This window comes from Mesorhizobium sp. P171375 (genome assembly GCF_057786075.1).
Map to the genome: position 1 here is coordinate 387,459 of NZ_JBYNWF010000001.1, position 22,946 is coordinate 410,404.

Annotated in this window: 23 protein-coding genes and 2 pseudogenes; 6 read left to right on the plus strand and 19 right to left on the minus strand. The window is 63.0% G+C overall.

From position 1 onward, the window contains the following. Positions 1 to 37 precede the first annotated feature (37 nt). Both ACYHH6_RS01955 and ACYHH6_RS01960 read right to left on the minus strand, forming a co-directional pair. Positions 38 to 922, minus strand: a pseudogene (locus ACYHH6_RS01955) (NAD(P)-dependent oxidoreductase); the annotation flags it as partial. Positions 923 to 941: 19 nt separating this feature from the next. Beyond that, the gene (locus ACYHH6_RS01960; RefSeq protein ID WP_112559655.1) at positions 942 to 1,706 is read right to left on the minus strand and encodes an SDR family oxidoreductase; all 765 of its coding nucleotides are present in this window, start codon (positions 1,704 to 1,706) and stop codon (positions 942 to 944) included. Positions 1,707 to 1,892: 186 nt separating this feature from the next. On the opposite strand from ACYHH6_RS01960, the gene ACYHH6_RS01965 reads away from it, so the two are divergent. Further along, a complete protein-coding gene (locus ACYHH6_RS01965) occupies positions 1,893 to 2,261 on the plus strand; it encodes a winged helix-turn-helix transcriptional regulator (RefSeq protein ID WP_112559656.1) in 369 nt (122 codons plus the stop codon). A 67-nt stretch (positions 2,262 to 2,328) separates the two neighbouring features. On the opposite strand, the gene ftsH is transcribed toward ACYHH6_RS01965, so the two are convergent. From ftsH to ybgC, 9 genes are all read right to left on the minus strand, one after another. Then, complete coding sequence (gene ftsH, locus ACYHH6_RS01970) at positions 2,329 to 4,254, minus strand: ATP-dependent zinc metalloprotease FtsH (RefSeq protein ID WP_112559657.1); 1,926 nt, start codon at positions 4,252 to 4,254, stop codon at positions 2,329 to 2,331. Between the two features lie 121 nt (positions 4,255 to 4,375). Next, a complete protein-coding gene (gene tilS / locus ACYHH6_RS01975) occupies positions 4,376 to 5,758 on the minus strand; it encodes a tRNA lysidine(34) synthetase TilS (RefSeq protein ID WP_488500395.1) in 1,383 nt (460 codons plus the stop codon). 52 nt (positions 5,759 to 5,810) lie between these two features. Continuing rightward, positions 5,811 to 6,893, minus strand: a complete 1,083-nt coding sequence (ybgF, locus tag ACYHH6_RS01980; RefSeq protein WP_352590042.1) for a tol-pal system protein YbgF — start codon at positions 6,891 to 6,893, stop codon at positions 5,811 to 5,813. Between the two features lie 267 nt (positions 6,894 to 7,160). Next, a complete protein-coding gene (pal, locus tag ACYHH6_RS01985) occupies positions 7,161 to 7,667 on the minus strand; it encodes a peptidoglycan-associated lipoprotein Pal (protein ID WP_112559660.1) in 507 nt (168 codons plus the stop codon). A 262-nt stretch (positions 7,668 to 7,929) separates the two neighbouring features. Beyond that, positions 7,930 to 9,234 carry a Tol-Pal system beta propeller repeat protein TolB gene (gene tolB, locus ACYHH6_RS01990; RefSeq protein ID WP_112559662.1) on the minus strand — a complete coding sequence of 435 codons (1,305 nt, stop codon included), beginning with the start codon at positions 9,232 to 9,234 and terminating at the stop codon, positions 7,930 to 7,932. A 40-nt stretch (positions 9,235 to 9,274) separates the two neighbouring features. Then, positions 9,275 to 10,432 (minus strand): energy transducer TonB family protein, encoded by a 1,158-nt coding sequence (locus ACYHH6_RS01995; protein WP_352590045.1) that lies wholly within the window; start codon positions 10,430 to 10,432, stop codon positions 9,275 to 9,277. A gap of 7 nt (positions 10,433 to 10,439) precedes the next feature. Next, entirely contained in the window at positions 10,440 to 10,892 is a 453-nt protein-coding gene (gene tolR, locus ACYHH6_RS02000) for a protein TolR (protein WP_181057782.1), read from the minus strand. A gap of 11 nt (positions 10,893 to 10,903) precedes the next feature. Continuing rightward, a complete protein-coding gene (tolQ, locus tag ACYHH6_RS02005) occupies positions 10,904 to 11,614 on the minus strand; it encodes a protein TolQ (protein WP_142869706.1) in 711 nt (236 codons plus the stop codon). Between the two features lie 313 nt (positions 11,615 to 11,927). Then, complete coding sequence (gene ybgC, locus ACYHH6_RS02010) at positions 11,928 to 12,398, minus strand: tol-pal system-associated acyl-CoA thioesterase (protein WP_488500396.1); 471 nt, start codon at positions 12,396 to 12,398, stop codon at positions 11,928 to 11,930. Between the two features lie 65 nt (positions 12,399 to 12,463). Between ybgC and ACYHH6_RS02015 the strand changes: the two genes are divergently transcribed. Next, the gene (locus tag ACYHH6_RS02015; protein ID WP_352590051.1) at positions 12,464 to 13,714 is read left to right on the plus strand and encodes a glycoside hydrolase family 5 protein; all 1,251 of its coding nucleotides are present in this window, start codon (positions 12,464 to 12,466) and stop codon (positions 13,712 to 13,714) included. A 9-nt stretch (positions 13,715 to 13,723) separates the two neighbouring features. On the opposite strand, the gene ACYHH6_RS02020 is transcribed toward ACYHH6_RS02015, so the two are convergent. The 6 genes and pseudogenes from ACYHH6_RS02020 to ACYHH6_RS02045 form a co-directional block, all read right to left on the minus strand. Then, a complete protein-coding gene (locus tag ACYHH6_RS02020; protein ID WP_352590054.1) occupies positions 13,724 to 14,632 on the minus strand; it encodes a metallophosphoesterase in 909 nt (302 codons plus the stop codon). Positions 14,633 to 14,768: 136 nt separating this feature from the next. Beyond that, positions 14,769 to 15,806 carry a Holliday junction branch migration DNA helicase RuvB gene (gene ruvB, locus ACYHH6_RS02025; protein ID WP_112559820.1) on the minus strand — a complete coding sequence of 346 codons (1,038 nt, stop codon included), beginning with the start codon at positions 15,804 to 15,806 and terminating at the stop codon, positions 14,769 to 14,771. A 43-nt stretch (positions 15,807 to 15,849) separates the two neighbouring features. Next, positions 15,850 to 16,470: a Holliday junction branch migration protein RuvA gene (ruvA, locus tag ACYHH6_RS02030; protein WP_112559669.1), complete on the minus strand. Its 621-nt coding sequence runs from the start codon at positions 16,468 to 16,470 to the stop codon at positions 15,850 to 15,852. Between the two features lie 13 nt (positions 16,471 to 16,483). Beyond that, positions 16,484 to 16,996, minus strand: coding sequence for a crossover junction endodeoxyribonuclease RuvC (gene ruvC / locus ACYHH6_RS02035; protein ID WP_112559670.1), 513 nt, complete (start codon positions 16,994 to 16,996; stop codon positions 16,484 to 16,486). A 68-nt stretch (positions 16,997 to 17,064) separates the two neighbouring features. After that, positions 17,065 to 17,595, minus strand: a complete 531-nt coding sequence (gene rcdA, locus ACYHH6_RS02040; RefSeq protein ID WP_192258715.1) for a protease adaptor protein RcdA — start codon at positions 17,593 to 17,595, stop codon at positions 17,065 to 17,067. Positions 17,596 to 17,973: 378 nt separating this feature from the next. Further along, positions 17,974 to 18,362, minus strand: a pseudogene (locus ACYHH6_RS02045) (hypothetical protein). Between the two features lie 303 nt (positions 18,363 to 18,665). Here ACYHH6_RS02045 and ACYHH6_RS02050 point away from each other — a divergent pair. Then, positions 18,666 to 19,217: a DUF2269 family protein gene (locus ACYHH6_RS02050; protein WP_352590057.1), complete on the plus strand. Its 552-nt coding sequence runs from the start codon at positions 18,666 to 18,668 to the stop codon at positions 19,215 to 19,217. Between the two features lie 43 nt (positions 19,218 to 19,260). On the opposite strand, the gene ACYHH6_RS02055 is transcribed toward ACYHH6_RS02050, so the two are convergent. After that, positions 19,261 to 20,031 (minus strand): sulfite exporter TauE/SafE family protein, encoded by a 771-nt coding sequence (locus ACYHH6_RS02055; protein ID WP_352590114.1) that lies wholly within the window; start codon positions 20,029 to 20,031, stop codon positions 19,261 to 19,263. A 172-nt stretch (positions 20,032 to 20,203) separates the two neighbouring features. Here ACYHH6_RS02055 and ACYHH6_RS02060 point away from each other — a divergent pair, with 172 nt between their 5' ends. Continuing rightward, on the plus strand, positions 20,204 to 20,662 hold the full coding sequence (locus ACYHH6_RS02060; RefSeq protein WP_352590060.1) for a GNAT family N-acetyltransferase: 459 nt from the start codon (positions 20,204 to 20,206) through the stop codon (positions 20,660 to 20,662). On the opposite strand, the gene ACYHH6_RS02065 is transcribed toward ACYHH6_RS02060, so the two are convergent. Then, the gene (locus tag ACYHH6_RS02065; RefSeq protein ID WP_352590063.1) at positions 20,659 to 21,102 is read right to left on the minus strand and encodes an Lrp/AsnC family transcriptional regulator; all 444 of its coding nucleotides are present in this window, start codon (positions 21,100 to 21,102) and stop codon (positions 20,659 to 20,661) included. The two genes, ACYHH6_RS02060 and ACYHH6_RS02065, sit on opposite strands and share 4 nt — an antisense overlap. 134 nt (positions 21,103 to 21,236) lie before the next feature. On the opposite strand from ACYHH6_RS02065, the gene ACYHH6_RS02070 reads away from it, so the two are divergent. After that, positions 21,237 to 22,148 carry a DMT family transporter gene (locus tag ACYHH6_RS02070; protein WP_352590066.1) on the plus strand — a complete coding sequence of 304 codons (912 nt, stop codon included), beginning with the start codon at positions 21,237 to 21,239 and terminating at the stop codon, positions 22,146 to 22,148. A gap of 142 nt (positions 22,149 to 22,290) precedes the next feature. Then, the gene (locus tag ACYHH6_RS02075) at positions 22,291 to 22,938 is read left to right on the plus strand and encodes a thiamine phosphate synthase (RefSeq protein WP_352590068.1); all 648 of its coding nucleotides are present in this window, start codon (positions 22,291 to 22,293) and stop codon (positions 22,936 to 22,938) included. The last annotated feature ends 8 nt before the right edge of the window (positions 22,939 to 22,946 follow it).

The following is a 22,946-nucleotide window of genomic DNA, read 5'->3' on the forward strand; positions in this document are numbered from 1 at the left end:
TCATGGTTGGCGGGCTTTTGTTGAGGTCTTGCCAGCCTCAAGCGCCTTGTTTCGAGAGCCGCAGGAGCGCGACTAGGCTTGAAAGATCGGCATTGGCCTGGCCGACAGCCACCCCGCGCTTCATCAGGCTTTGCATCGGCAGGACGAGTTCCGTGCTGACATCAGCGGACCTGCTGGCGTCGATCAGATTGACATAGGCATCAGCCTGCATGCCCAGATTGGAAACGACATCGCTGGTGTGATCGCCACTGTCGATCTGTTCCGCCCATTTCGGCAGCAGGCCTTGCATCGCCTGGAGCCAGGAGGCCAGCAGTGGCATGAACGCGCCGGCAGGGATCCCGGCCGCGCCCGTCAATGCCAACGCTTGCAAAGTGCCCGCGAACATTCCGTACATGCCGGTCAGAAGCGAGATATCGTAGAGCGGCGCGAGGCCAGCATCCTCACCGAGATATTTGCTGGTGCCGAGCGCTCCGAGCTGCCCTGAACAGGCGTCGAACGCCTGGCTCGAGCCGCTGTAGAGGATCAAGGCGTGCGGCCCGCCGATCATCGGCGGCACCGCCATGATGCCGCCATCGATATAGTCGGCGCCGTGGCTTACCGCCCAGTCGGACATCTCGCGCGCCTGCTTGGGCGTGCCGTTGGTGAGGTTGACCACTGTGCGACCCGACAAAGCAGCCGCTACGGGGCCGAGCGCCTCACGAACAGTGTCATAGACAAGCAGGCACGTCACGATCAGCGGACTCGACCTGACGGCTTCCTCGACACTCGCGGCCACGATGGCACCCTTGGCTGCTAAAGCTTCAGCCTTAGCCGGAGAACGGTTCCACACCGTCACCGAATAACCCTGGTTCAAAAAGGCTTCGGCAAGCGCCGTACCCATGGCGCCAAGGCCGATTACAGTTATTTCGCTCATCTTGCTGCTCCTTCGTTTGGTTGCGCGGTTACGCCGGCATCGGGCTCAGGTCCTGGCCGAGGCCACCGTCGACGGTCAGCCGCGCGCCCGTGGTGAAGGTCGCGTCGAACGCCAGGAACAGTACTGCACGCGCCACCTCCTCGACCGTGCCATGACGCTTCATGGGGGTGACCGCATCGCCTATGCTCATGAAGGCTGCCCGTTCTTCCGCGGATGCGCCGGCCACTCCCATGGTCGGCGTATCGATGAAACCGGGACTGACGACATTCACCCGGATCAGGCGCGGCAGGAGTTCCGCGGCGAGCACCTTGGCGAAGGCGCGAAGTGCCGCCTTCGAACCGGAATAGACGCTCATGCCGCCAGTGCCGGATTCGTCAGCGATCGACGAGGTGAAGACGATGGCGCCGCCATCCCTGATGAGCGGCAGCAGGCGCTGCACGGTGAAAAAGGCGCCCTTGGTATTGATGTTGAAGGCGCGGTCGTAGCTGTCCTCGGTGACCCGCTCCACGGGTTCGAGATTGGCCACCCCGGCATTGATGTGAAGGAAGTCGATCTGGCCGAGCTTCTGCCCCACTTCGGCACCGAGCGTGACGATATCGGCCATGTCGCTGATATCGGACCGCACGACATGAGCTCGCGAAAACAGCTCTCTGCGGGCGGCCTCGATGTTGCGCTGGTCGCGGCCGGTGACCAGGACCTCGGCGCCGCCTTCGATCAGAGCTTCGGCGACGGCGAGCCCCATGCCGTGCGTCCCGCCGATGACAACGGCCTTCTTGTTTGCGTATCGTGTCATGATCCATCCCTTTTTTGACAAAATCCGGCCGCCGACGGCCTTTGCAGGTCGAAGCGAGGTACCGATATGATGTTGTGGTGTTCGCCAATGCCGGCGAGCTGGTTTGAAGCTATGGACCGGCTTGGTTTTTCTCAAGTACCGACAAAAATGTAAGCTACCCACCGATTGCTCAGAATTGGATGAAACATGGGAAAGAAACAGCCAGATAGTTGCGGATTGGGGCCGGCGCTGGAGGTCATCAGCGGCAAATGGAAGGCGTTACTGCTCTGGCAGATTCACAAGGCGCCGGCCCGATTCGGTGAGTTGAAGCGGCTGGTGCCTGACATCAGCGAAAAGATGCTGATCCAACAGCTGCGCGAAATGGAGGCTGACGGCATCGTTCACCGCGAAGTCTTCCCCGAAGTGCCGCCCCGGGTCGAATACTCGATCACCGAATTCGGCATCGAGCTGGACAATGCCCTGATCCCGCTGGCCAGATGGGGCAAGCAACATGCTGGCCGGTCTGACGGTGTGCGCCCCGGCAGAGCCAGTGCAATCGCACCACACGTTCTTTGATCAACCCTGAATAGCAAAACGCCGCGGATTGAAGCCGCGGCGTTTTCTTAAATCGAGTGATTTCAGCTCAGCTAGACGGCTGAGGCTCCATGCCGCCTTCGGGCTCCGGGCCCTTCTTGCGGCGGCCGGACTTCGGCACGGCTGAGCCACGGCTCGGAGGGGTATCATCCCCCAAATCCCGTGCGGGCTTCTGCCCAGCAATCAGCTGCTTGATCTCCTCGCCCGAAAGCGTCTCGTATTCGAGCAGGCCCTGTGCCAGCGCAATCCATTCCTTCTTCTTCTTGGTCAGGATGGACTTGGCCGAGACATAGGCCTCGTCGATCAGCCGGCGCACTTCGGCGTCGATGATCTGCGCGGTCTCTTCCGAGATGTTCTGCGTGCGCGCTACCGAATGGCCGAGGAAAACCTCTTCCTGGTTGTCGCCATAGGCGACATGGCCGAGCTTGTCGGAGAAGCCCCAGCGCGTAACCATGGCGCGCGCCAGCTTGGTCGCCTGCTCGATGTCGGAGGAAGCGCCCGAAGTGATGTTCTCCTTGCCGAACTTGAACTCCTCGGCGACCCGGCCACCCATCATAATGGCAAGCCGCGAGACCATGTACTTGTAGCTCATCGAATAGCGGTCGCCTTCCGGCAGTTGCATGACCATGCCGAGCGCACGGCCGCGCGGGATGATGGTCGCCTTGTGCAGCGGGTCGGCGGACGGCACGTTGAGCGCCAGGATGGCGTGGCCGGCCTCGTGGTAAGCGGTGAGCTCCTTCTCGGCCTGGGTCATGGCCGACGAGCGGCGCTCGGCGCCCATCATGATCTTGTCCTTGGCGTCCTCGAATTCGGCCATGGTGACGAGGCGCTTGTTGCGGCGCGCCGCCATCAGAGCGGATTCGTTGACCAGATTCATCAGATCGGCGCCGGAAAAGCCCGGCGTGCCACGCGCGACCACCTTGAGGTCGACATTGGGGGCCAGCGGCACGTTGCGCACATGCACCTTTAGGATCTTCTCGCGGCCGACGATGTCGGGGTTCGGCACCACCACCTGGCGGTCGAAGCGGCCCGGACGCAACAGCGCCGGATCGAGCACGTCGGGCCTGTTGGTGGCGGCGATCAGGATGATGCTCTCGTTGGACTCGAAACCGTCCATCTCGACCAGCAGCTGGTTCAGCGTCTGCTCGCGCTCGTCATTGCCGCCGCCGAGGCCGGCGCCGCGATGGCGGCCGACGGCGTCGATTTCGTCGATGAAGATGATGCAGGGCGCGTTCTTCTTGGCCTGGTCGAACATATCGCGGACACGGGACGCGCCGACGCCGACGAACATCTCGACAAAGTCCGAACCCGAAATGGTGAAGAAGGGCACATTGGCTTCACCGGCAACCGAACGGGCGAGCAGCGTCTTGCCGGTGCCGGGAGGACCGACGAGCAGCACGCCGCGCGGAATCTTGCCGCCCAGGCGCTGGAACTTCTGCGGATCGCGCAGGAACTCGACGATCTCTTCCAGATCTTCCTTGGCCTCGTCGACGCCGGCGACATCCTGGAAAGTGACACGGCCATGCGCCTCGGTCAGAAGCTTGGCCTTCGACTTGCCGAAGCCCATGGCGCGCCCGGAGCCGGACTGCATCTGGCGCATGAAGAATATCCACACGCCGAGGATCAGGATCATCGGCAGGTAAGAGATGAGATAGCTGAACAGCGAGGTGGAACCGTCCGATTCAGGACGCGCATTGATGACGACGTTCTTGTCCTGAAGCCGCGAGACCAGCTGCGGATCGCCGGGCGAATAGGTCTGAAAGCCATTCGCGTTGTCAGTGTAGGTGCCCATGATGCGGTCGCCGGCGATGGTCACCGTCTTGACCCGGCCGGCCGCAACCTCTTGCAGGAACTGCGAGTAGGGAACGTCTTGCGAGGCTCCACGCGTCTGCGGCGTCTGGAACAGATTGAAGAGAGCGATGAGCAGGACCGCTATGATCGCCCAGAGCGCGAGGTTGCGATAATTCGGATTCATCAATTGTCCCGTTGGCACCCTGTGGGGCACGCGTATGAGAGGAAACTTGGGCCTAACATAGGGAGAGCGCCTCCCCTTGCCAAGCATAACAGCACGTCTGGGTTAAGCTTTCGCGCCACCATCAACCGGCACTGTGGCGGCTGGAAGGCAAGGCCGGGATGGGCGGCGCGCCGGTCAGTTCGGCGACGGCCCCGGCCAGCGCCAGATCGAAGCTGGGCAGGAAGCGTGCAAAAGGCGCGACGGCCGGGCTGAGGGCGATTGCCGGCGCCGTCGTTACATCGCCTGCAAAACCAAGGCATTCGCCGCCGCGCCACAGCGCCGGTTCCGCAGCCAAAGCGACGCGGACAAGGCTTGCTGGCGCGCCATTCCCGGCACTCCGTTTGGCCGCGGCAGCCGCGCCGAGCGGCGCGATCAACAATGCACCAGAACTGTCGCCCAATGTGATTGCCTCTGCTTCGGTGATCCGCCTGCGACCGTCCCAGAGTCCGACCGCCAACGGTGCGGCAGCAGGCAGGTCGCGCGATTCACGGTACAGGAAGATGCCGGTGCGCCTGGTATCGACGACCGTCCGCGACAATGTGGCGCAAAGCGGCCCGGCCTGCATTTGCTGGAACAGCGCTTCACTACGCGCCTGGTCCGGCAACAGGGCGACACCGCCCGTCGCCGCCAGCAGGACACGCAGCCCATAGACCGCGGCTTGCGTGTCGTCTGCGTTGGCGAAACCGGGTTCGAGGCGGATGAGACCCGGTGCCGGCTGGCTGGCAAATTGCCGGATCAGCGCGGCGGCGCGGCGTCCGAGTTGCTCGCGCTCGCTGGCCGCCCGTCCAGCAAGGCCGATCGCCTCGGCAAAACGCTGGCCGCCCCGGTCTTCGCCGAGCACGGCGCGAATGCGCGGCCGTTCGAAATGCGCGTCCGTGTTGGTCGGGTCCTCCGTCCAGCCGACATTTTCGCGCCGCAGGAAGGCCCGCAATGCCGCGCGCCGTACGCCGAGCAGCGGCCGCGTGATCCAGATCCGCCAGTCATAGAGGGTGGCCGGCGCCATGCCGGCGAGCCCGCGGCCTGCCGTTTCACCAAGCTCGTGGCCATCATTCCGCGCGGCTCGCATCAGCACGGTCTCGGCCTGGTCGTCCGCGGTGTGGCCGGTCGCGATCACACCGATGCCCCGCGCCCGCGCGGCCTCGGCCAGCAGCCGGTAGCGTGCCTCGCGCGCCGCCGCGGGCAGACCGGTCGACGGCTTGTCGCCGGACCAGCTAAGTATGCGGTGCGCGATACCGCGCTCGGCACAGAGCTTGGCAACGGCGCGTGCTTCCGCCGCCGCTTCCGGACGCAAACCGTGGTCGATCGTCACCGCCAGCAGCCTGGCTGTCGGGGCGCTGCGGTCGAGGTGAGCTTTGAGGAGAAGAAGGAGGGCGGTCGAGTTGCTCCCGCCGGACACGGCTGCAACAGCGCCGTTGGAAAAGTCGATCGTTGAAAAATCCGAAAGGTCAGGCTCGGTATCGAGCATCAATGCATGTCGCCCAAAAGTGGTTCCCGGACGCCGACATGCGAGGGGAAGACTAGCACGCCGCCAGCGCCCTTTCCTGTTTGACGCGTTCCTTGAGCGCGGCCGAAATATCGGGATAACGCTTGCCGATCTCGCCGAAGGTGGCGCAGGCGACATCCTTCTGCTTGAGGCCGACCAGCGACACGCCGAGCTTCAAAAGCATGTCGGGCGCCTTCTTGGCCTTCGGATAGTCCTTGCTGGCGGAGAGGAAAACCTCGGCCGCGTCGTGGTATTTCTGCTGGCCAAGCAGGGATTCGCCCAGCCAGTAATGCGCGTCTGCCGCCTTGGCGTCCTTGGGGAAGCGGGCGATGTGATCGCGAAAACCCTGCTCGGCGGTGCTGTAATCGCCCGACAGGATGAACTGGTAGGAGTTGCGGTAGATCTCTTCCGGGTTGTTCGTGGCAGGCAGCGCCGCCACCACCGTGCCGTCGGATTTGCCGGTCTTGGGACCGGTCGCCGGCGCTTCGGCGGCGGGAGCCGCACCTTCCGCCGGCGCGGTCGCCTGCGTGTTGCCGCCGGCGTCGACCACATTGCCGTTCTTGTCGACAGTGATGGTGCCGAACGTCTTTGGCGGAGTGCCGGTGATCACCTTGCCGGGATCGCCGGTCTGCGATTCGACGATCACTTCGCCGACGCTCTGGCCGCCATCCGATTGTGCACCCGAATCGGCCGGCGCTTGGCTTGCCGGGGCCTCGGCGACGCTGTTGCCGGTATCGCCATCCTGCGGCGCCGCCTCCGATTTCTTCTGCGCCGGCGGCTGCCCGCTAGAGCCGCCTTCCAACTGCTGGAAGCGGAACTCGTTGTCTTCCTGCTGCTTGCGCATCTGCTCCTGCATCTGCAGGACCTGGAAATTGAGTTCCTCGATCTTGCCGTTCATCTGGCGCAGCTGTTCTTCGAGGCTGGCGGCGGTGGTGCCGTCTTGCTGCTGTGCGATCTGTTGCTGGTCCGGCTTCTCTTTGTTGCCGAAAATGCCGAGCGTCGGCAGATGGAAGGAAAAGCCGCTATCCGCGGGTTGTCCGGTGCCGCTCGCAGTAGCCGCGAAGCCTGATACGAGCAGCAGCGCAAGCGTGCCGCTCAAGATCGATCTGAAATGCATGTGCCTCTCGCCGTGTAATTCGTGAGCCTGTTCGCGCCTTCCAATCACAGGAACCAGCCAGACGCCCTCGGCTCTTAGCAGGAGGCGAGACTTCGGCCAAATTTTGTTTCCCAATTTTGTTTCCGGGCCTGGAACTGAAAAAGGCGGCCAATGGCCGCCTTTCGCATGGAGGTGTTGCAATTTTGCGACACAAGCAATTCCAGGAAAAGTGTGACACGGTTTTCCGTCCGGAATTGCGTCAGGATAGGCGCGTCGCCGTCTTGCCTATCAGGAGCCGGCGCCGGAGAGCGTGGTGACCGCGCGGCGATTCTGCGACCAGCAGGAGATGTCGTCACAAACCGCGACCGGACGTTCCTTGCCGTAGGAAATCGTCTTCAGGCGGCTTGCCGAAACACCCCTGGCAACCAGGAAGTCGCGGGTGGCGGCGGCGCGGCGGGCGCCGAGCGCCAGATTGTATTCACGCGTGCCGCGCTCATCGGCGTGGCCTTCGACGACGATGGCATACTGCTTGTACTGGTTGAGCCACTGCGCCTGGCGCGACAGCGTCGTCTGCGCATCGGCGCGGATCGAAGACGAGTCCGTATCGAAGAAGATGCGATCGCCAATGTTGACAGTGAAGTCCTGCGCCGAGCCCGGCGTTGCGGCACCCGCGCCATTGAGACCGAGGTCGGCGGCGCTGTTCGGGGTCTTCTTCGAGGCGCAACCGGTGATGGCGAGCATCGCGATCAGCGCAATCATCGCCGGGTTTCTGGTAAGTGCTGCGATACGGCCCATGCCGCCTCTCCTTCGTATTCGAGTGATTTCGTTGATCACCCAGTAACCACGTTTGGGTTAACCGGCATTCAAGAAACACGGTTAAAATTTGGTTTCAGCGCCCGTCCGCAGCCGAAATAACCTGATGCCACAATGGTCGCGGACCGTAGGCGGAAATGCGGCCAAAAGGCGACTTCGGCGTGAAAAAAGCCCCAAAACGGGGCTTTTAGGGCACTGTTGCCAAGTTGCAACGTGGCAAGCGAAGGCTGGGCCAAAACTTGGTTTATTCGAGCAGCGGCGACCAGGCAGGATCGGAAGCGAAGTTCGCCGTCGGGATCGACTGTTCGTTGCGGCCAGTGAGATCGACGGAAACCAGTTTTGGGCCACCGGCAGAGTCGCGGAAGAACATCAGCACGCGGCCGTTGGGCGCCCAGGTCGGTCCTTCCTGCTGGAAGCCGGACGACAGGATGCGCTCGCCAGAGCCGTCGGTCTTCATCACGCCGATCTGGAATTCGCCGCCGGTCTGCTTGGTGAAGGCGACGAGGTCGCCGCGTGGCGACCACACCGGCGTCGAATAGACGCCGTCGCCGAAGGAGATGCGGGTCTGGCCCGAACCGTCGGCGCCCATCACATAGATCTGCGCGCGGCCGCCGCGGTCGGACGTGAAGACCACCTTGCTGCCGTCCGGCGAATAAGACGGCGAGGTATCGATGGCGGTCGAGTTGGTCAGCCGCGTCGTCGAGCGGCTGCGCAGGTCCATGGCGAAGATGTTGGAATTGCCGTCATCTCGCAGCAGGCTCATGATCACCTTCTGGCCGTCGGGCGAGAAGCGCGGAGCAAAGGTCATGCCGGGGAAATTGCCGACCAGTTCGCGCTGCCCGGTCTCGATCTGCAGCAGATAGACCCGCGGCTGGCCGCTTTCGTACGACATGTAAGTGATTTCCTGCCGGTTCGGCGAGAAACGCGGCGTCAGCACGATCGACTTGCCGTCCGAGAGATAGCGGACGTTGGCGCCGTCCTGGTCCATGATGGCGAGCCGCTTCTTGCGCGCATTCTTGGCGCCGGACTCGTCAATGAAGACGACGCGGGTATCGAAATAGCCTTTCTCTCCGGTCAGCCTCTCATAGATCGCGTCGGCGATGATGTGGGCGACGCGCCTGGTGTTGGCATCGTTGGCGAAGAACTGCTCGCCGGACATCTGCTGGCCGGCAAAAGTGTCCCACAACCGGTACTGGGCGCGGATGCGGCCGTCCGCCTCCTTGCCGACGCTGCCGGTTACCAGCGCCTGCGCGTTGATCACCTTCCAGTCGTCGAAGCGCGGCTGCGCATCCGGATTGGCGATCTTCTCGATGAAGGCGCTCTTGTCTATCGGTGCGAACAGACCGGAGCGTTTCAGATCGGCGCTGACGATATCGGAGATCTGGGCGCCAATCTCACCTTGAAAATCGGTGATCGCGATCGGCAACGGCTCGACATTGCCCTTGTTGACGTTGATCTCGACGAGTGCTCGCGCCGGCAAGGTGGCAACGGCAGTCATGCCCAGCGCCATGGCTGCAATCGTCAGGAGCGGCTTGAGGATGGATTTCATGTCGTCTCGCTTCTCTTAACTGATTTTGTGGACGCCAGACTTAAAGCCCAAGCATCTCTCTGGGATCGAAAGTGACCCGAACCTGGGCCCAGATATCCTGCTTGCCGGCAGGAACCTGCAGGCCGGCCATGTTGCATTTCTGGACGGCACGCACCGCACTCTCGTCGAACTGCTGGTTTCCGCTCGATTTCTCGACGGTCGGCCGGCCATCGAGCTTGCCGGAGGCGTCGAGGTTGAACAGGACCACGGCGACGAAGTTTTCCGAACCCTCGAGCCCCACGGGAAGGGTCCAGCAACCGCCGAGCTGATCCGACAAAGCGCCCATTTCGCTTTGCGACAGCTTCTGGCCCTGGGTCTTGTCGGCGCCGAGCGACGCCTGCTGCGTCGAGCGCTTGGCGCCGCCGCCGGATGGCTTCTGCTTGTCGAGGAGAGCTGAAATCTCGTCAGCGTTGAACTGCTTGTCCTCGGACTTCGGCTTGGACGATGCTTCCTTGACCGGCTTGTCCGCATCCTTGCGATCCGGCGCTTTGGCGCTTTCAGCCTGCGCCGGCTGCGGCTTCGGTCGCGCTTCGGGCGCGGGTGCGGAATTCGGCAGCTGCGCCTCCTCCGGAGGCTGCTGTTCCGATATGGCCTCGGCTACCGCGTCGGGCTTGACCTCAGGCTTCGGTTCGATGGCTGCGGTCGTGTCCGGTTGTGGCGCTGGCGCCGGCTCCTTCGCCGGGGTGGGCTTCGGTTCCGTCTGCTTGACCGGCTCGGGCTTGACCTCTTCCTTCGGCTGCGGCACCGGCGCCACTTCCGTCGCCGGTGTCGGCTTCGGCTCTTCCTTCGGCTTCGGCGCGTCCTCGGTCTTAGGCTTCTCTTTCGGTGTCGGCGCCGGCGGCGGGGCCGACGCCAGCTCCACCGGCTTCGGCTTGGCCTCGTCCGTCACCGGCTTGTCGGTGTCGGCGCTGTTCTCACCGATCTTCTGTGCTTCGGGCACGATATCGGGGCGCTTGGTCGGGGTGGGCGCCGGCTTTTCGCGCATCACTGCTTTCTTGTCGCCCTGCAACGTCTGCGCGACGGCCTCCATCGGCACGATTGCGACCGAAACTGATTCGGCATCGGACGCGGGCATGGCAGGCGGCGACGACAGCGTGAACAGCCCGAAGGCCAACGCTACCGTGTGCAAGATCACCGATGTGGTGAGGCCGGTCCGCATCTTGGTGCTACTGTTCCTGTTCCTGCAGTGAAACCAGGCCGATGTTCTTGTAACCAGCGGCCGAAATGCGGGCCATCACCTTCATGGCGGTGCCATAGTCGGTCGACTTGTCGCCGCGGATGAAGATGCGTTCCTCATAGCCGGTCTTGGAAATCGCCTGCAGCTTGGCCACCAGTTCCTCGATCGGGATTTCGGTTTCCTGCAGGTAGATCTGGCCGGCGGCATTGATCGAGACTGTGATCGGCTGCGTGTCGGCATTCATCGCCTTGGCCTGCGTGTCCGGCAGGTCGATCGGCACGCCGACCGTCAGCAAGGGTGCCGCGACCATGAAGATGATCAACAGCACCAGCATCACGTCGACCATCGGCGTGACATTGATTTCCGATATCAGCGCGTGATGGCGGCCGCGCCGCCTGTGGCCGCGCCCGCCGCGTCCCGAGATGCCTACGGACATACCCATCTTGCTGCTCCTCAGGCCTTCGGTGCGACTTTTTCATCGATTTGGCGCGAGAGTATGGCGGAGAACTCGTCCGAGAACCCTTCCATGCGCACCGCGATCTTGTTCGCGTCCGATGACAGCTTGTTGTAGGCGATAACGGCCGGGATGGCGGCGAGCAGGCCGATGGCCGTTGCCAGCAGCGCCTCGGCGATGCCGGGCGCCACCACCGAAAGACTGGTGTTCTTGGACGCGGCAATGGCCTGGAAAGACGTCATGATGCCGATGACGGTGCCGAACAGGCCGATGAAGGGTGCCGCCGAACCGGTGGTGGCGAGGAAGCCGAGCCGTCCCTCCAGCCGCTCCATCTCGCGCGTCAGCGCCAAATCCATCGCCTTGTCGATACGGGTCTGCAGGCCGAGCGGCGATTTGGCGCCCTTCTCGAAGCTTTTCTTCCATTCGCGCATGGCTGCGACGAAGATCGCGCCCATGCCGGTGGTCTTGCGGTCCGCGAGCGTCCGGTAAAGCTCCTCCAGCGACTGTCCCGACCAGAACACCTGTTCGAAGCGGTTGAGCGACAGCCGCATGCGGGCATAGCTGACCAGCTTGTCGACGATGATCGCCCAGGTCCAGATCGAAGCGCAGAGCAACCCTATCATCACCAGCTTGACCACCCAGCCGGCCTGCATGAACAGCGCCCAAATCGACAAATGCGCTGCCGGGTCGGCGAGTGCGATATTTTCCATCGTTCAAGTCCTTAAGATTTTCCGGGCATCGCTGGCGGCTGGCCCATGGGCATCCCTTGTGGTCCGTTCGCGCTAGGCTTGCGGATTACCCCAAAATGCACCGTTAGCGGCCTTTTCAGGGCAAATATTGGTGAAAGGAAGGCGCGCGGATTCTTCCAATCTTCACCAATCTCTTCATGAACCGTTATGGTTAAGGATGGGTTAGGAAATATGGCGCGGCGCATTGCCGCGCCTCGGCACGCGGGCAGGCTGTTCACAACGATCGAAAACGCTGCCAATCAGGCCGCTCGTTGCAGGCTGGTAGGCCCTGGTATCAACTTGCTCTCGGTATGAAGGCCGCGATCCATTCCTTGGGAAAGCGTTTCGGCCGGCCGTTCTCACCGATGATCGCCGCCTGGACCTTCGCCTCGACTAACACCTCGGCGCGGCGCTTCAATTGCTGTGCCATGACGATGCGGGCGCCGGAAATGTCTTCGGTGCGAGTGTCGATGGTAAGGATATCGTCCATGCGGGCGGGCGAACGAAAATCGATCTCCATGCGCCGCACCACCCAGACGATCCGTTCGCCGTGCTTGCCTTGGTGAAGTTCGGTGTGATGGACGCCGGCGAGCCTTAGATAGTCCGAGCGGCCGCGCTCGAAGAATTCGAGATAGCGTGCGTGGTAGACGACGCCGGAGAAGTCGGTGTCGGCATAATAGACCCGTGCCATCAGCCGATGGCCGAATTCCGTCAGCGCGCCGGAAAGCCCGGCAGTGAGTGCCGCCGATTTACCATGATCGTCCATCGCGCTTTCCTTTTTGCCCCTGGCGGGGCACCTGTCCTGTCAAAATCACCAGCGCAGCAAACCGGATGGCACTGTTGAAGGCGATGATCAAGACCTTGATGGCGGCGCTGCTGGTGCTGGCGGCGTCTGCGCTGCCCGGCCACGCCGCGAGCTTTTCGATGAAGCGCGGCCTCAACCTCGACCAGTGGACGACCTGGGTCGGGGAAGACAAATGGAACGATCCCAAGGCCATCCTGCCCTATCCGGAATGGCGCAAGTTTCTCAACGAGGACGACCTCAAGGCGCTGAAGGCCGCCGGTTTCGACTTCCTGCGCATGCCGGTCGACCCCTCGCCGTTTATGTCGGACCAGACGCTGGCGCTGCGCGACGACCTTTATGCCAGCGTGCGGGACTCGGCCCGCATGATCAACCGCGCTGGCCTGAAAGTGATCGTCGACATGCACCTCATCCCCGCCGGGGGCGGCCGCGAGATCGGCATGGGCCAGGTGATGGACGATCCCGCCATTTTCGACGCCTATGTCGAGGTCATCCGCAAAATGGCGCGCACGCTTGCCACTGAGGACCCGACGCAGGTCGCTTTCGAGCCGATGAACGAGCCGATCGTCGATTGCGATAGCGACGGCACCAGCCTGTGGCCCGAGCGCCAGCAGAAATTGTTCGCGGCCGCGCGCGCCTCCGCCACCAGGCTGACGCTGATCCTGACCGGCGCCTGCTATTCCAATGCGGCCTCGCTGGTCAGGATAGACCCGAAGACGATCCCCGACGACAACATCATCTGGACCTTCCACTCCTACGACCCTTTCCTGCTCACCCATCAGGGCGCGACCTGGGCCGGCGATTTCATTCCCTATGTCACCGGCCTGCCCTATCCGCTGACCGCGGTGCCGCGCGCCGAGCTCGATGCAAAACTGGACGCGATCCGCGCCAAGATGAAGGCTGAGGCGCCGTGGACCAGGCGAAGCGGCCTGCTCGCCTATCTCGACGAACAGGTGGCCAGCATGGACACGGACGAGAAGCTGCTCGGCGTTATGGATGCGCCGTTCGAAAAGGTCGAGGCCTGGGCCAAGGCCAACGGCATCAAGCCGGAAAACATCACGCTGGGCGAATTCGGCATGATCCGCCAGGAGTATGGCAACCCCTATGTCATGCCGCCGCAATACCGCGCGGCTTACGTCAAGGACGTGATCGCGCGCGCCGAGGCGCATGGCTTCTCATGGTCGGTGTGGAGTTTTGGTGGCGCCTTCGGCATCGTCGACGCTTTCAACGGCGAAAAGGCCGAGCCTGCCGTGATGGATGCGATCCGGTCGCTTCACTGAAGGCGAGGTCTATGTGGAACCAAGATCGATCTGCAGGATCTCCGGGCGCATGCCGAACCGCACCGGTGCGATGCTGAAGCCGAGTCCACCCGACACAATCAGGTTGCGGTCATTCTCGACGACATGGCCATAGGCGAAACGGTTGCCGAAGCGGGACGGCACCACCGGCGAATAGCCCAACAGCCTGACCTGTCCGCCATGGGTGTGGCCCGACAGCGTCAGCGAAACCCGCCACGGCACTTTCGGGAAAATGTCCGGCTCGTGGGCGAGCAGGATGATGGGCGCCTGGTCGCTGACTTTGGCCAGCGTGCCGTCGAGATCGTCCAGGCCCTTGAAGTGACTGCGGCCCCAGGCCCGGCCGGGGAGCAACGCCAACTGATCGGCAAGACCGGCGAGCCAGAAGCCGTGCCCGTCCTTTTCCAGGCGTACGACATCGTTTTCCAGCACCGGAATGCCGACGGTCTCCAGCGCCTTGCGTGAAATCGTCGGTCCGACGCCAACCCTTTGGGCGGTACGGTCTTCCCACCAGTCATGGTTGCCGAGGATCGACCAGACGCCCAGTGGCGCCTTGAGGCCGGAAAGTGCCGGCGCCCATTCCGAGGCATCCACCCAGCCCGTCACTATTCGAGTGCCAGCCGGATAGTCGCCAAGCATGAGGATCACATCCGGCTTGAGCGCATTCGCCTCGGCCGCAAGCGAAGCGATCCGCTCCGGCGTCATCCAGGGGTGGCAGGCATGGATGTCGGAAAGCACGACGGCGCGCAGCTTCAAACCCGCAGGCCAATGCGGCGGCGTCAGCTGATAGCGCTTCACATGCGTCAGCAGCATCGGCTCGATGCCAACCGCATAGGCGCTGAGCGAAACCAGCGAGAGGAACGAACCGCCGACGAATTTCAGGAACCCGCGTCTGGTGATCACTTTCCCCGCTCCGACCCTGATCGGAGCGGTTCCGCGCCGACATTAAGACGCACGATAAAATCCAGGAATGCGCCTTCACGCTGGCAGGCTTGAGGAAATTCTGCGCAGACAAACCGTTCCGAAGAACAAATCTCCGTTACTCTTCCTGGAACAGGTTGATCTGCTGCTGGGCCAGGTCCTTCGGCGCGTCGAGGCCGAGATGGCGCCAGGCATTGGCGGTCAGCACGCGGCCACGCGGCGTGCGCTGGATGAAACCCTGCTGGATCAGATAGGGCTCGATAATGTCCTCAATAGCATCGCGCGGCTCGGACAGGCCGGCGGCGATGGTCTCGATACCGACCGGCCCGCCGCCGAAATTGCGGGCGATCATCGAGAGATAGCGGCGGTCGAGCGCGTCGAGGCCGAGCGCGTCGACCTCAAGGCGGGTGAGGGCTTCATCGGCAATCTGCCTGTCGACATGGCCGTCACCGGCAACGGAGGCGAAATCGCGCACCCGGCGCAGCAGCCGGCCGGCGATGCGCGGCGTGCCGCGGGCGCGGCGCGCGATCTCCAGAGCACCGTCGTCGCCGAGCGGCATTTGCAGGATGCGTGCGCCGCGGCGCACGATCTGCTCCAGTTCCTCGACGGAATAGAAATTGAGCCTGACCGGAATGCCGAAACGGTCGCGCAGCGGATTGGTCAAAAGGCCAAGCCTTGTCGTTGCGGCGACCAGCGTGAAGCGGGCAAGGTCGATCTTGACCGAGCGCGCCGCCGGGCCTTCGCCGATGATCAGGTCGAGCTGGAAATCCTCCATCGCCGGATAGAGGATTTCCTCCACCGCCGGGTTCAGCCGGTGGATCTCGTCGATGAACAACACGTCGCGGTCTTCGAGATTGGTGAGCAGCGCCGCGAGGTCACCGGCCTTGGCGATCACTGGCCCCGAGGTCGAACGGAAATTGACGCCGAGCTCGCGCGCCATGATCTGCGCCAGCGTCGTCTTGCCAAGCCCAGGCGGCCCGACGAACAGCACATGGTCGAGCGCCTCGCTGCGGCCTTTTGCGGCCTCAATGAAGACCTTGAGATTGGCCCTGACCGCCGCCTGGCCGACGAAATCGGCGAGCGTCTGCGGCCGCAAAGTCTGCTCGGCATCCTCGCCGCGCTTTTCCGGGGCAATGAGGCGAGGGGAAAGGCTCATGCCGCCTTCCTCGCACAGGGTAAAGGAGGGGGCAAGCAACCGCTCACCGCGCCAATTCCTTCAACCCGAAACGAATGAGCTTCGAGGCATCCGCATCCTCGCCGGCGGTCTTCAGCGCCGCCGCCACGGCATTGGCTGCTGTGTCGCGCGAATAGCCGAGATTGACCAGCGCCGAGACGGCGTCGGTGATCGGCGCCGGTGCCACACCCTCGCCGAGCTCCTGCTTCAGGCCGATCGTGCCGGAGGCGGTTCCGGCATAGGCCGGCGCCTTGTTCTTCAATTCGGTGACGATGCGCTCGGCCACCTTCTTGCCAACGCCGGGCGCGCGGCTGACCATGGCGATGTCGCGCAGTGCGATCGCGTTGGCGAGGTCGGCCGGCGCCAATGTCGACAGGATCGCCAGCGCCACCTTGGCGCCGACGCCCTGCACATTGGTCATCAAGAGCCGGAACCATTCGCGCTCCAGTATCGACTGAAAGCCGTAAAGCCGGATCATGTCCTCGCGCACATAGGTCTCGATGAACAGCACCACCGCTTCGCCCGGCGAAGGCAGCGAGGCCAGAGTGCGCGCCGAGCAATAAGCGACATAGCCGACGCCATGCACGTCGACGAGGCAGAAATCCTCGTCGATCTCGTCCAGCGTGCCCTTGAGCTTGCCTATCATGCTCAATAGCCTTTCATGATGCCAAAGCCGCCATCCTGTAGGCGACGCTTTGCCGGTGATGCGCATGGCAGATGGCGATGGCCAGTGCGTCGGCGGCATGTTCGGTGTCGAAAGTGGCTTTCGGCAACAGCACCTTGACCATCATGTGGATCTGCTTCTTGTCGCCATGGCCAACGCCGATCACCGCTTTCTTGACGGCATTGGGGGCATATTCGGCGACGACAAGGCCGGCGCGCGCCGGCACCAGCATGGCGATGCCGCGCGCCTGACCGAGCTTCAGCGTCGCCACTGCATCCTTGTTGACGAAGGTTTGCTCGACGGCCGCCTCCTGCGGCATGGCAGCGTGCAGGATCTCGGCCAGCCCGTCATGCAACTGACAAAGCCGTGTCGCAAGCGCCGCCTTGTCGTCGGAGCGCACGGTGCCGGAGCCGACGAAGCGCAGCGAATTGCCGAGGCTTTCTACGATGCCCCAGCCGGTGCGCCTCAGCCCCGGGTCGATACCGATGATGCGAATCGCTTCCCCCATCCGCCAAGTTTACCTCCGGCGGACAGCGATGCCAGCGAAATGTGAACAAACCGGAAACGGGAGGCGTTTTAACCCCGGGCGAAAGCCGTGTTGAGCAGCGTGATCTGGTCGGAAACCGGATTGACGCGGCGGACGGCGGACGGCGTCTCGGTAAACGCGCCGCCATAGATCTCCTCGTCCATACGGCGCACCAGAGCCTGGAGGCGCAGCGAGCGTGTGACGAGATCGAGGAAATCCTTCGGCAGTTCGTTCCAGCCGGCCGCCTCGTCATGCGCCGACGCGGTGTCGAGGCGAACCTTGGATTTTTCCGAAGCAACCTGGTCGCGGGTCATCTCGCCGGAGTTTGCCGCCCGCTGCAAAAGCAGCCAGGAGGCAACCTGCATCAGCCTGGTGGTCAGCCGCATCGATTCGGCCGCATAGAGCGTCGCCGCCAGCCTGGACAACTTTTTGGCCTCGGCCCGGCCCTTGCCGTCGAGATATTCGGCTGCTTGCTCAACCAGGCCCATGCCTTCCTGGTAAAGCGGTTTGAAGGATTGGGAGAAAACCCGGCGTTCCGCCAGTTTGATGGTTTTCGCGATGCCCTTCGAAGGCTCGTTCATCGATACGCCCCTGCACTACCCCGTCGGCTGATTCGGCTTCTTCGCCGTCACGCCGGCACCCTAGATGACTGAAGCTTGAAAATGCGCTTCGCCGCCGTTGAAGGCAAGCACATGTTTAACAAACGGTTAACGCCGGCGGATGGGCGCGAGGCAGCCCAAAATGCGGACAAAAAAAGAGCCGCGGATAAGGCGGCTCTCAGGAGTTTAACAGGGAGGCGTCAAACGAAGTGGCTCCAACCACTCGGTAAGAATCCAGATAACTGGATGGACATAGTAAACACCTGTAAAGCTTAATGAACCCTTAACGGAGCGGATATTTCTTGATCGACCGCTGCCGTTCTGTGCCGTATCAGCACAACGGCCCTCAGAACCTGATCGTCAGCTTGCTCCAGCCTTCTTCCAGATCGCCGGCAAGGAAATGAAGGCGAACAACAGCATTCCCGCATAAAAACCGATCGAGGAAGAGGCCAGTACCGGCTCGATCTCCGGATGGCCCGCAAGTTCAAAATAGAGCCCGATCATCAGCGCGATGCCGCTGACTGCCGTCAGCCAGAAATGGATGACGGCAATCGTCTTTTGCCCGATGGCCGGGAACAAATGATAGAAGAAAGCGAACACCGCCGACATCAGCCAGCCCGCCACCATGGTGTGTGCGTGGGTCGGCATCTGCCATGGTCATTGGTGATCGCCATGTGCAGGCCCAAAGCCATGCCGCACAGCGCGTAGATGACGGCCAGGGTGAAGAAATTTCGTGCTACGCCTTGCATGGGATGCCCTCGTTGATTGCCGCAGACTTGGTTCGATCGCGCGCGGCCAGAATGGAACGTCGGTCGCGAGCGGCTTAATCTCGGGACGTTTCAGGATCATGCCGCAGAACCTGTCCTCTTTTGCCATGACAGCCGCCCGTCGCCGCGGCTTGCCACCAAAATGAATGATCAAACCGCGGTAACAGACTGGAGCGCCGACGCGACATCGTTCCGAAACACGCGTTGCGCTAAACGCCCGTTCCTCACACCGTCGCGCACAGATCCGTGCCGCCGCAACCCACCGGAACTGCCCAGGAGCAACCTATGGACTGGTATTCGATCGTCAAATTCCTCCACGTCGTCACAGCCATTTTGTGGGTCGGAGGTGGGTTCGTGCTGTTCCTGCTCGGCATGCTTGCCGAGCGCGCCGGCAACATCGAGGAAAAGCTGCAGGCGATCCGTGGCAGCGGACAACTGGGCGGCAGGTTTTTCGCACCGATGTCGATGCTGACGCTGATCTTCGGCCTGATCATGTGCAGCTTCTGGGTGGGATTCGCAGATTTGTGGATTGTCATCGGTCTCGTCGGCTATGCCACGACCTTTTCGATCGGCATGTTCGTCTTCAAACCAATCGGCGAGCGCATGGGAGCGGTGGTCGCCAAGGAGGGAATGTCACCTGCTGTCCTTGCCATGGGCCAGCGCATGATGAGCGTGGCACGCTTCGACTATGCAGTGATGCTGGTCGTGGTCGCGGACATGGTGCTCAAACCGACCGAGCACGACATCGGCATTCTCGCCGGCATGATTTTGGTCGTCATCGCCGGCGCCGCACTGGCCTTTGGCGGCAGTCGCCGTCTCGTGCCGAGCGCTATCTAACACCGAGAATATGTAGGCGACCGTACGGCCGCCTCGCGCTGCTTTACAGCTGGCCGGCGATCCCGTCCCACAGCAGCTTGACCGCGACCACGGCCACGGTCGCGTAGGTGAAGGGATAAAAGATCTCCGGCCGCATGCGCCGTACCAGCCAGGCGCCGGCAATGGTGGCCAGCGGTGCCAGCGGCATCAGCACGGCGGACGCCGTCAGATTGGCGGTGTCGAACTGGCCGAGCGCGAAATAAGGGATCAGCTTCAGCGCGTTCGTGGCGGCAAAGAAAATCGCCGATGTCCCCGACAGCACTTTCGGATCGAGCCGGATCGGCAGCGCATAGACCTGGAAGGGCGGGCCGCCGACATGGGCGACGAAGCTGGTGAAGCCGGCGACGGTGCCCCAGAAGGCGGCGGCGATGCGGTTTGGCGCCGCCGCATGGTCGGAACCATGGCGGAACTGCAGATAGAGCCAGCGCAGCACGAAGATGAGCGCGACGGCACCGACGATCAGCCGCACCATCTCTTCGGTGACGAGCGCTGCCGTCAGCCAGCCCAGCCCTATGCCGATCACCGCACCAGGCATCATGTCGACCAGCATCTTGCGGTCATGGACGCCCCACCACGTCCACACCGAAACGATGTCCATCAGGCACAGGATCGGCAGCAGGATGGCGGCCGCCTGCACCGGCGGCATGGCCAGCGCCATCAAAGGCACGCCGACAAAGCCGACAGCGCCGCCGAAGCCGCCCTTCGACAGGCCGACAAGGATCACCGCCGGAATGGCGGCGGCATAGAACCACGGATCGGCGAGCAGACCTGACATGAAGTGAGGGAGGCTGGAGGGAAGACTGGCGCTGCAATAGCCCAGAAACCCGTGCACCGCGACCATGAAAATGCCGGCTGTGGCGATCAATTGTGCGTAAGGCACCGGCGTCGGATTTGCGGCACGATTGCCGTCGATGCATAAGGCACCGTCCCCGCATGAGGTTTCGAGAATGAGCGAAGTCCAGATCCGCCGCGCCGAGGAAATTGACCTGCCGGCCATCGTCGCCATGCTTGCCGACGATCCGCTCGGCCGCAGCCGCGAAGACGCAAGCGAACCGCTGGCCAAAGCCTATCGCGACGCCTTTGCGGCTGTGAACGCCGACCCCAACCTGCTTCTGGCCGTGATGACGGACGGCGGCCGCGTCATCGGCACGCTGCAGATCAGCTATCTTGCCGGCCTGTCGCTGCAGGGCGCCTGGCGCGGCCAGATCGAGGCTGTCCGCGTCGCCGCCGACCGGCGCGGTGAAAGGCTGGGACAGCGCCTGCTGGAATGGGCGGTCGAACAATGCCGTGCACGCGGCTGCAAAATTGTCCAACTGACCACCAACAAGAGCCGCCACGACGCGCACCGCTTCTATGACCGGCTCGGCTTCAAGGCCAGCCACATCGGCTACAAGCTGGAACTCTAAGCATTTCCCATCGGCGGCGGGCGGCGCCGGATCGGCTGCGCCTTGATGATGGCGGTGCTGGTTTCGGCCTTGTCGGCGATGCGGTCGAGCAGCTTGTCGAGCTCGCTCATCGAACGCACATAAAGTCGCGCCACGAAACAATCGTCGCCGGTGACCTTGTCGCATTCGCCGAACTCGGGGATCTCCTCGATCAGCTGCTGCACGATATGCAACTTGCCCGGCAATGGCCGGATACGCACGATCGCCTGCAGCGGATAGCCCAGCGCCTCCGGGTCGATCTCGACAGTGAAGGCGCGGATGACCCCGCGCTCCTCGAGCCGCCGCAGCCGCTCGGACACGCTGGGCGACGACAGCCCGACCTGCTGCGCCAGATCCTTCAATGAGGTCCGGGAATCCTTGACCAGGATATCGAGAAGCTTTCTGTCCAGCTCGTCCAGCATTTTTCATTTCCTCGCAAAAGGCAGAGATCGCCTTAGTAAATTAGGTTGCGACCACATATCACCTTTCAGAAGTCATATAAACCCTCGGGATCGCATGAGATTATCTCGCCTCAAGAGATATCAGAGGTATTGTCATGGACAGCACGGTGCGCGGCACGATCGAAATGACGGCGGCGATGACAATCATCGGCACCATCGGCTGGTTCGTTGTCATGTCGGGCCAGCCCGTCATGGACGTGGTGTTCTGGCGTTGCGCCTTCGGTGCGGTGGCGCTGCTCATCACCTGCGCAGCACTCGGGCTGCTGCGCGGCAAGCTGACGCTGCGCATCGTTGCCATCGCCGCGCTCGGCGGCGCGGCCATCGTCATCAACTGGCTGTTGCTGTTCAGCGCCTTCTCGCGAGCCTCGATCTCGATCGCCACGGCGGTCTACAACACCCAGCCCTTTATGCTGGTCGGCTTCGGCGCGCTGTTCTTCGGCGAGCGGCTGACCCTGACCAAGCTGACCTGGCTCGGCATCGCCTTCGCCGGCATGCTGTTGATCGTGCAGACAGGGCCCGATGCGGGTTCCGGCATCGTCGGCAGCGATTATGTCACCGGCATCGGCATGGCGCTGGGTGCTGCCTTCTTCTGGGCCGTCGCGGCCATCGTCGCCAAGAAGCTGAAGGGCACCCCGCCGCACCTGATCGCGCTGATCCAGGTCTGCGTCGGCGTCGTCATGCTGGCGCCCTTTGCCAACCTCGCCCATTTGCCCGCCGATAGCTGGAGCTGGGCCATGCTGGTCACACTTGGCGTCGTCCACACCGGCCTGGTGTACATATTGATGTATGGCGCCATCCAGAAACTGCCGACGCATGTGCAGGGGTCGCTGTCCTTCATCTATCCGGTCGTGGCGATCCTGGTCGATGTCGTTGCTTTCGGTCACCGGCTGCATCCGGCCCAGCTCGTCGGCGCCGCCGCCATCCTGATTGCCGCCGCCGGCATGAATCTCGGCTGGACTTTGTGGAAGGCCAAATCGCCGGCCGAAAGCCCGCAAGCCGTCAAATGAGCCGCAGACCGGCCGCTCGCCGGCGATCGTAAACCAAGCCATCGCATCGATCCTCGCCCGCCTGTTCAAGGCGGGCGCTTTGCTCTATGCCGCAATGCAACCATCTTCGCCCGGCATAGGCGAATTCCGGGATCGAAAGCCAATGAACGACGCAACACCCCCCAATCGCTGCCGCATCGTGCTGATCGCGCCCAAGAACGCACCGGCCGAGCGCATTACAGCTGCCTTCGAGGGCGGCGACGTCGCTTCGCTGATCCTGCCTGAAAACGGCATGGACGAGGCTGCCTTCCAGGCCTTTGCCGAACAGATCGTACCCGTGGCGCAGGCGGCCGGCATCGCCGTCATCATCGCCGGCGACACCCGCATTGCCGGCCGCGTCCAGGCCGACGGCATTCATGTCGAGGTCTCCAAGGACGCGCTCGCCGAGACCATCGAACACTTCGAGGGCAAGATGATGGTCGGCGCCGGTGGCGCGAAGACCCGCGACGACGCGCTGGAACTCGGCGAAACCAGGCCCGACTACATCTTCTTCGGCCGCTTCGGCTACGACAACAAGCCGGAGCCGCATCCGCGCAATCTGTCACTCGGCCGCTGGTGGGCCGACATGATCCAGATCCCTTGCATCGTCATGGCCGGGTCGGACCTGGCCTCGGTCGAGGCGGTGGCGGATACCGGCGCCGAATTCGTGGCATTGTCCAGCGCTGTCTTCGCCGACGGCGCCAATCCGAAAGCGGCGATTGCTGCCGCCAATGCGCTGCTCGACGAAACCGCGCCGCGCTTCGAGGACTGACGTGCGCC

Bases quoted from the DNA above. Each gene is read 5' to 3' on its own strand.
- ACYHH6_RS01960 (WP_112559655.1), bottom strand. From the start codon at position 1,706: ATGACACGATACGCAAACAAGAAGGCCGTTGTCATCGGCGGGACGCAC.
- ACYHH6_RS01965 (WP_112559656.1), top strand. From the start codon at position 1,893: ATGGGAAAGAAACAGCCAGATAGTTGCGGATTGGGGCCGGCGCTGGAG.
- ftsH (WP_112559657.1), bottom strand. From the start codon at position 4,254: ATGAATCCGAATTATCGCAACCTCGCGCTCTGGGCGATCATAGCGGTC.
- tilS (WP_488500395.1), bottom strand. From the start codon at position 5,758: ATGCTCGATACCGAGCCTGACCTTTCGGATTTTTCAACGATCGACTTT.
- ybgF (WP_352590042.1), bottom strand. From the start codon at position 6,893: ATGCATTTCAGATCGATCTTGAGCGGCACGCTTGCGCTGCTGCTCGTA.
- pal (WP_112559660.1), bottom strand. From the start codon at position 7,667: ATGGGCCGTATCGCAGCACTTACCAGAAACCCGGCGATGATTGCGCTG.
- tolB (WP_112559662.1), bottom strand. From the start codon at position 9,234: ATGAAATCCATCCTCAAGCCGCTCCTGACGATTGCAGCCATGGCGCTG.
- ACYHH6_RS01995 (WP_352590045.1), bottom strand. From the start codon at position 10,432: ATGCGGACCGGCCTCACCACATCGGTGATCTTGCACACGGTAGCGTTG.
- tolR (WP_181057782.1), bottom strand. From the start codon at position 10,892: ATGGGTATGTCCGTAGGCATCTCGGGACGCGGCGGGCGCGGCCACAGG.
- tolQ (WP_142869706.1), bottom strand. From the start codon at position 11,614: ATGGAAAATATCGCACTCGCCGACCCGGCAGCGCATTTGTCGATTTGG.
- ybgC (WP_488500396.1), bottom strand. From the start codon at position 12,398: ATGGACGATCATGGTAAATCGGCGGCACTCACTGCCGGGCTTTCCGGC.
- ACYHH6_RS02015 (WP_352590051.1), top strand. From the start codon at position 12,464: ATGGCACTGTTGAAGGCGATGATCAAGACCTTGATGGCGGCGCTGCTG.
- ruvB (WP_112559820.1), bottom strand. From the start codon at position 15,806: ATGAGCCTTTCCCCTCGCCTCATTGCCCCGGAAAAGCGCGGCGAGGAT.
- ruvA (WP_112559669.1), bottom strand. From the start codon at position 16,470: ATGATAGGCAAGCTCAAGGGCACGCTGGACGAGATCGACGAGGATTTC.
- ruvC (WP_112559670.1), bottom strand. From the start codon at position 16,996: ATGGGGGAAGCGATTCGCATCATCGGTATCGACCCGGGGCTGAGGCGC.
- rcdA (WP_192258715.1), bottom strand. From the start codon at position 17,595: ATGAACGAGCCTTCGAAGGGCATCGCGAAAACCATCAAACTGGCGGAA.
- ACYHH6_RS02050 (WP_352590057.1), top strand. From the start codon at position 18,666: ATGGACTGGTATTCGATCGTCAAATTCCTCCACGTCGTCACAGCCATT.
- ACYHH6_RS02055 (WP_352590114.1), bottom strand. From the start codon at position 20,031: ATGTCAGGTCTGCTCGCCGATCCGTGGTTCTATGCCGCCGCCATTCCG.
- ACYHH6_RS02060 (WP_352590060.1), top strand. From the start codon at position 20,204: ATGAGCGAAGTCCAGATCCGCCGCGCCGAGGAAATTGACCTGCCGGCC.
- ACYHH6_RS02065 (WP_352590063.1), bottom strand. From the start codon at position 21,102: ATGCTGGACGAGCTGGACAGAAAGCTTCTCGATATCCTGGTCAAGGAT.
- ACYHH6_RS02070 (WP_352590066.1), top strand. From the start codon at position 21,237: ATGGACAGCACGGTGCGCGGCACGATCGAAATGACGGCGGCGATGACA.
- ACYHH6_RS02075 (WP_352590068.1), top strand. From the start codon at position 22,291: ATGAACGACGCAACACCCCCCAATCGCTGCCGCATCGTGCTGATCGCG.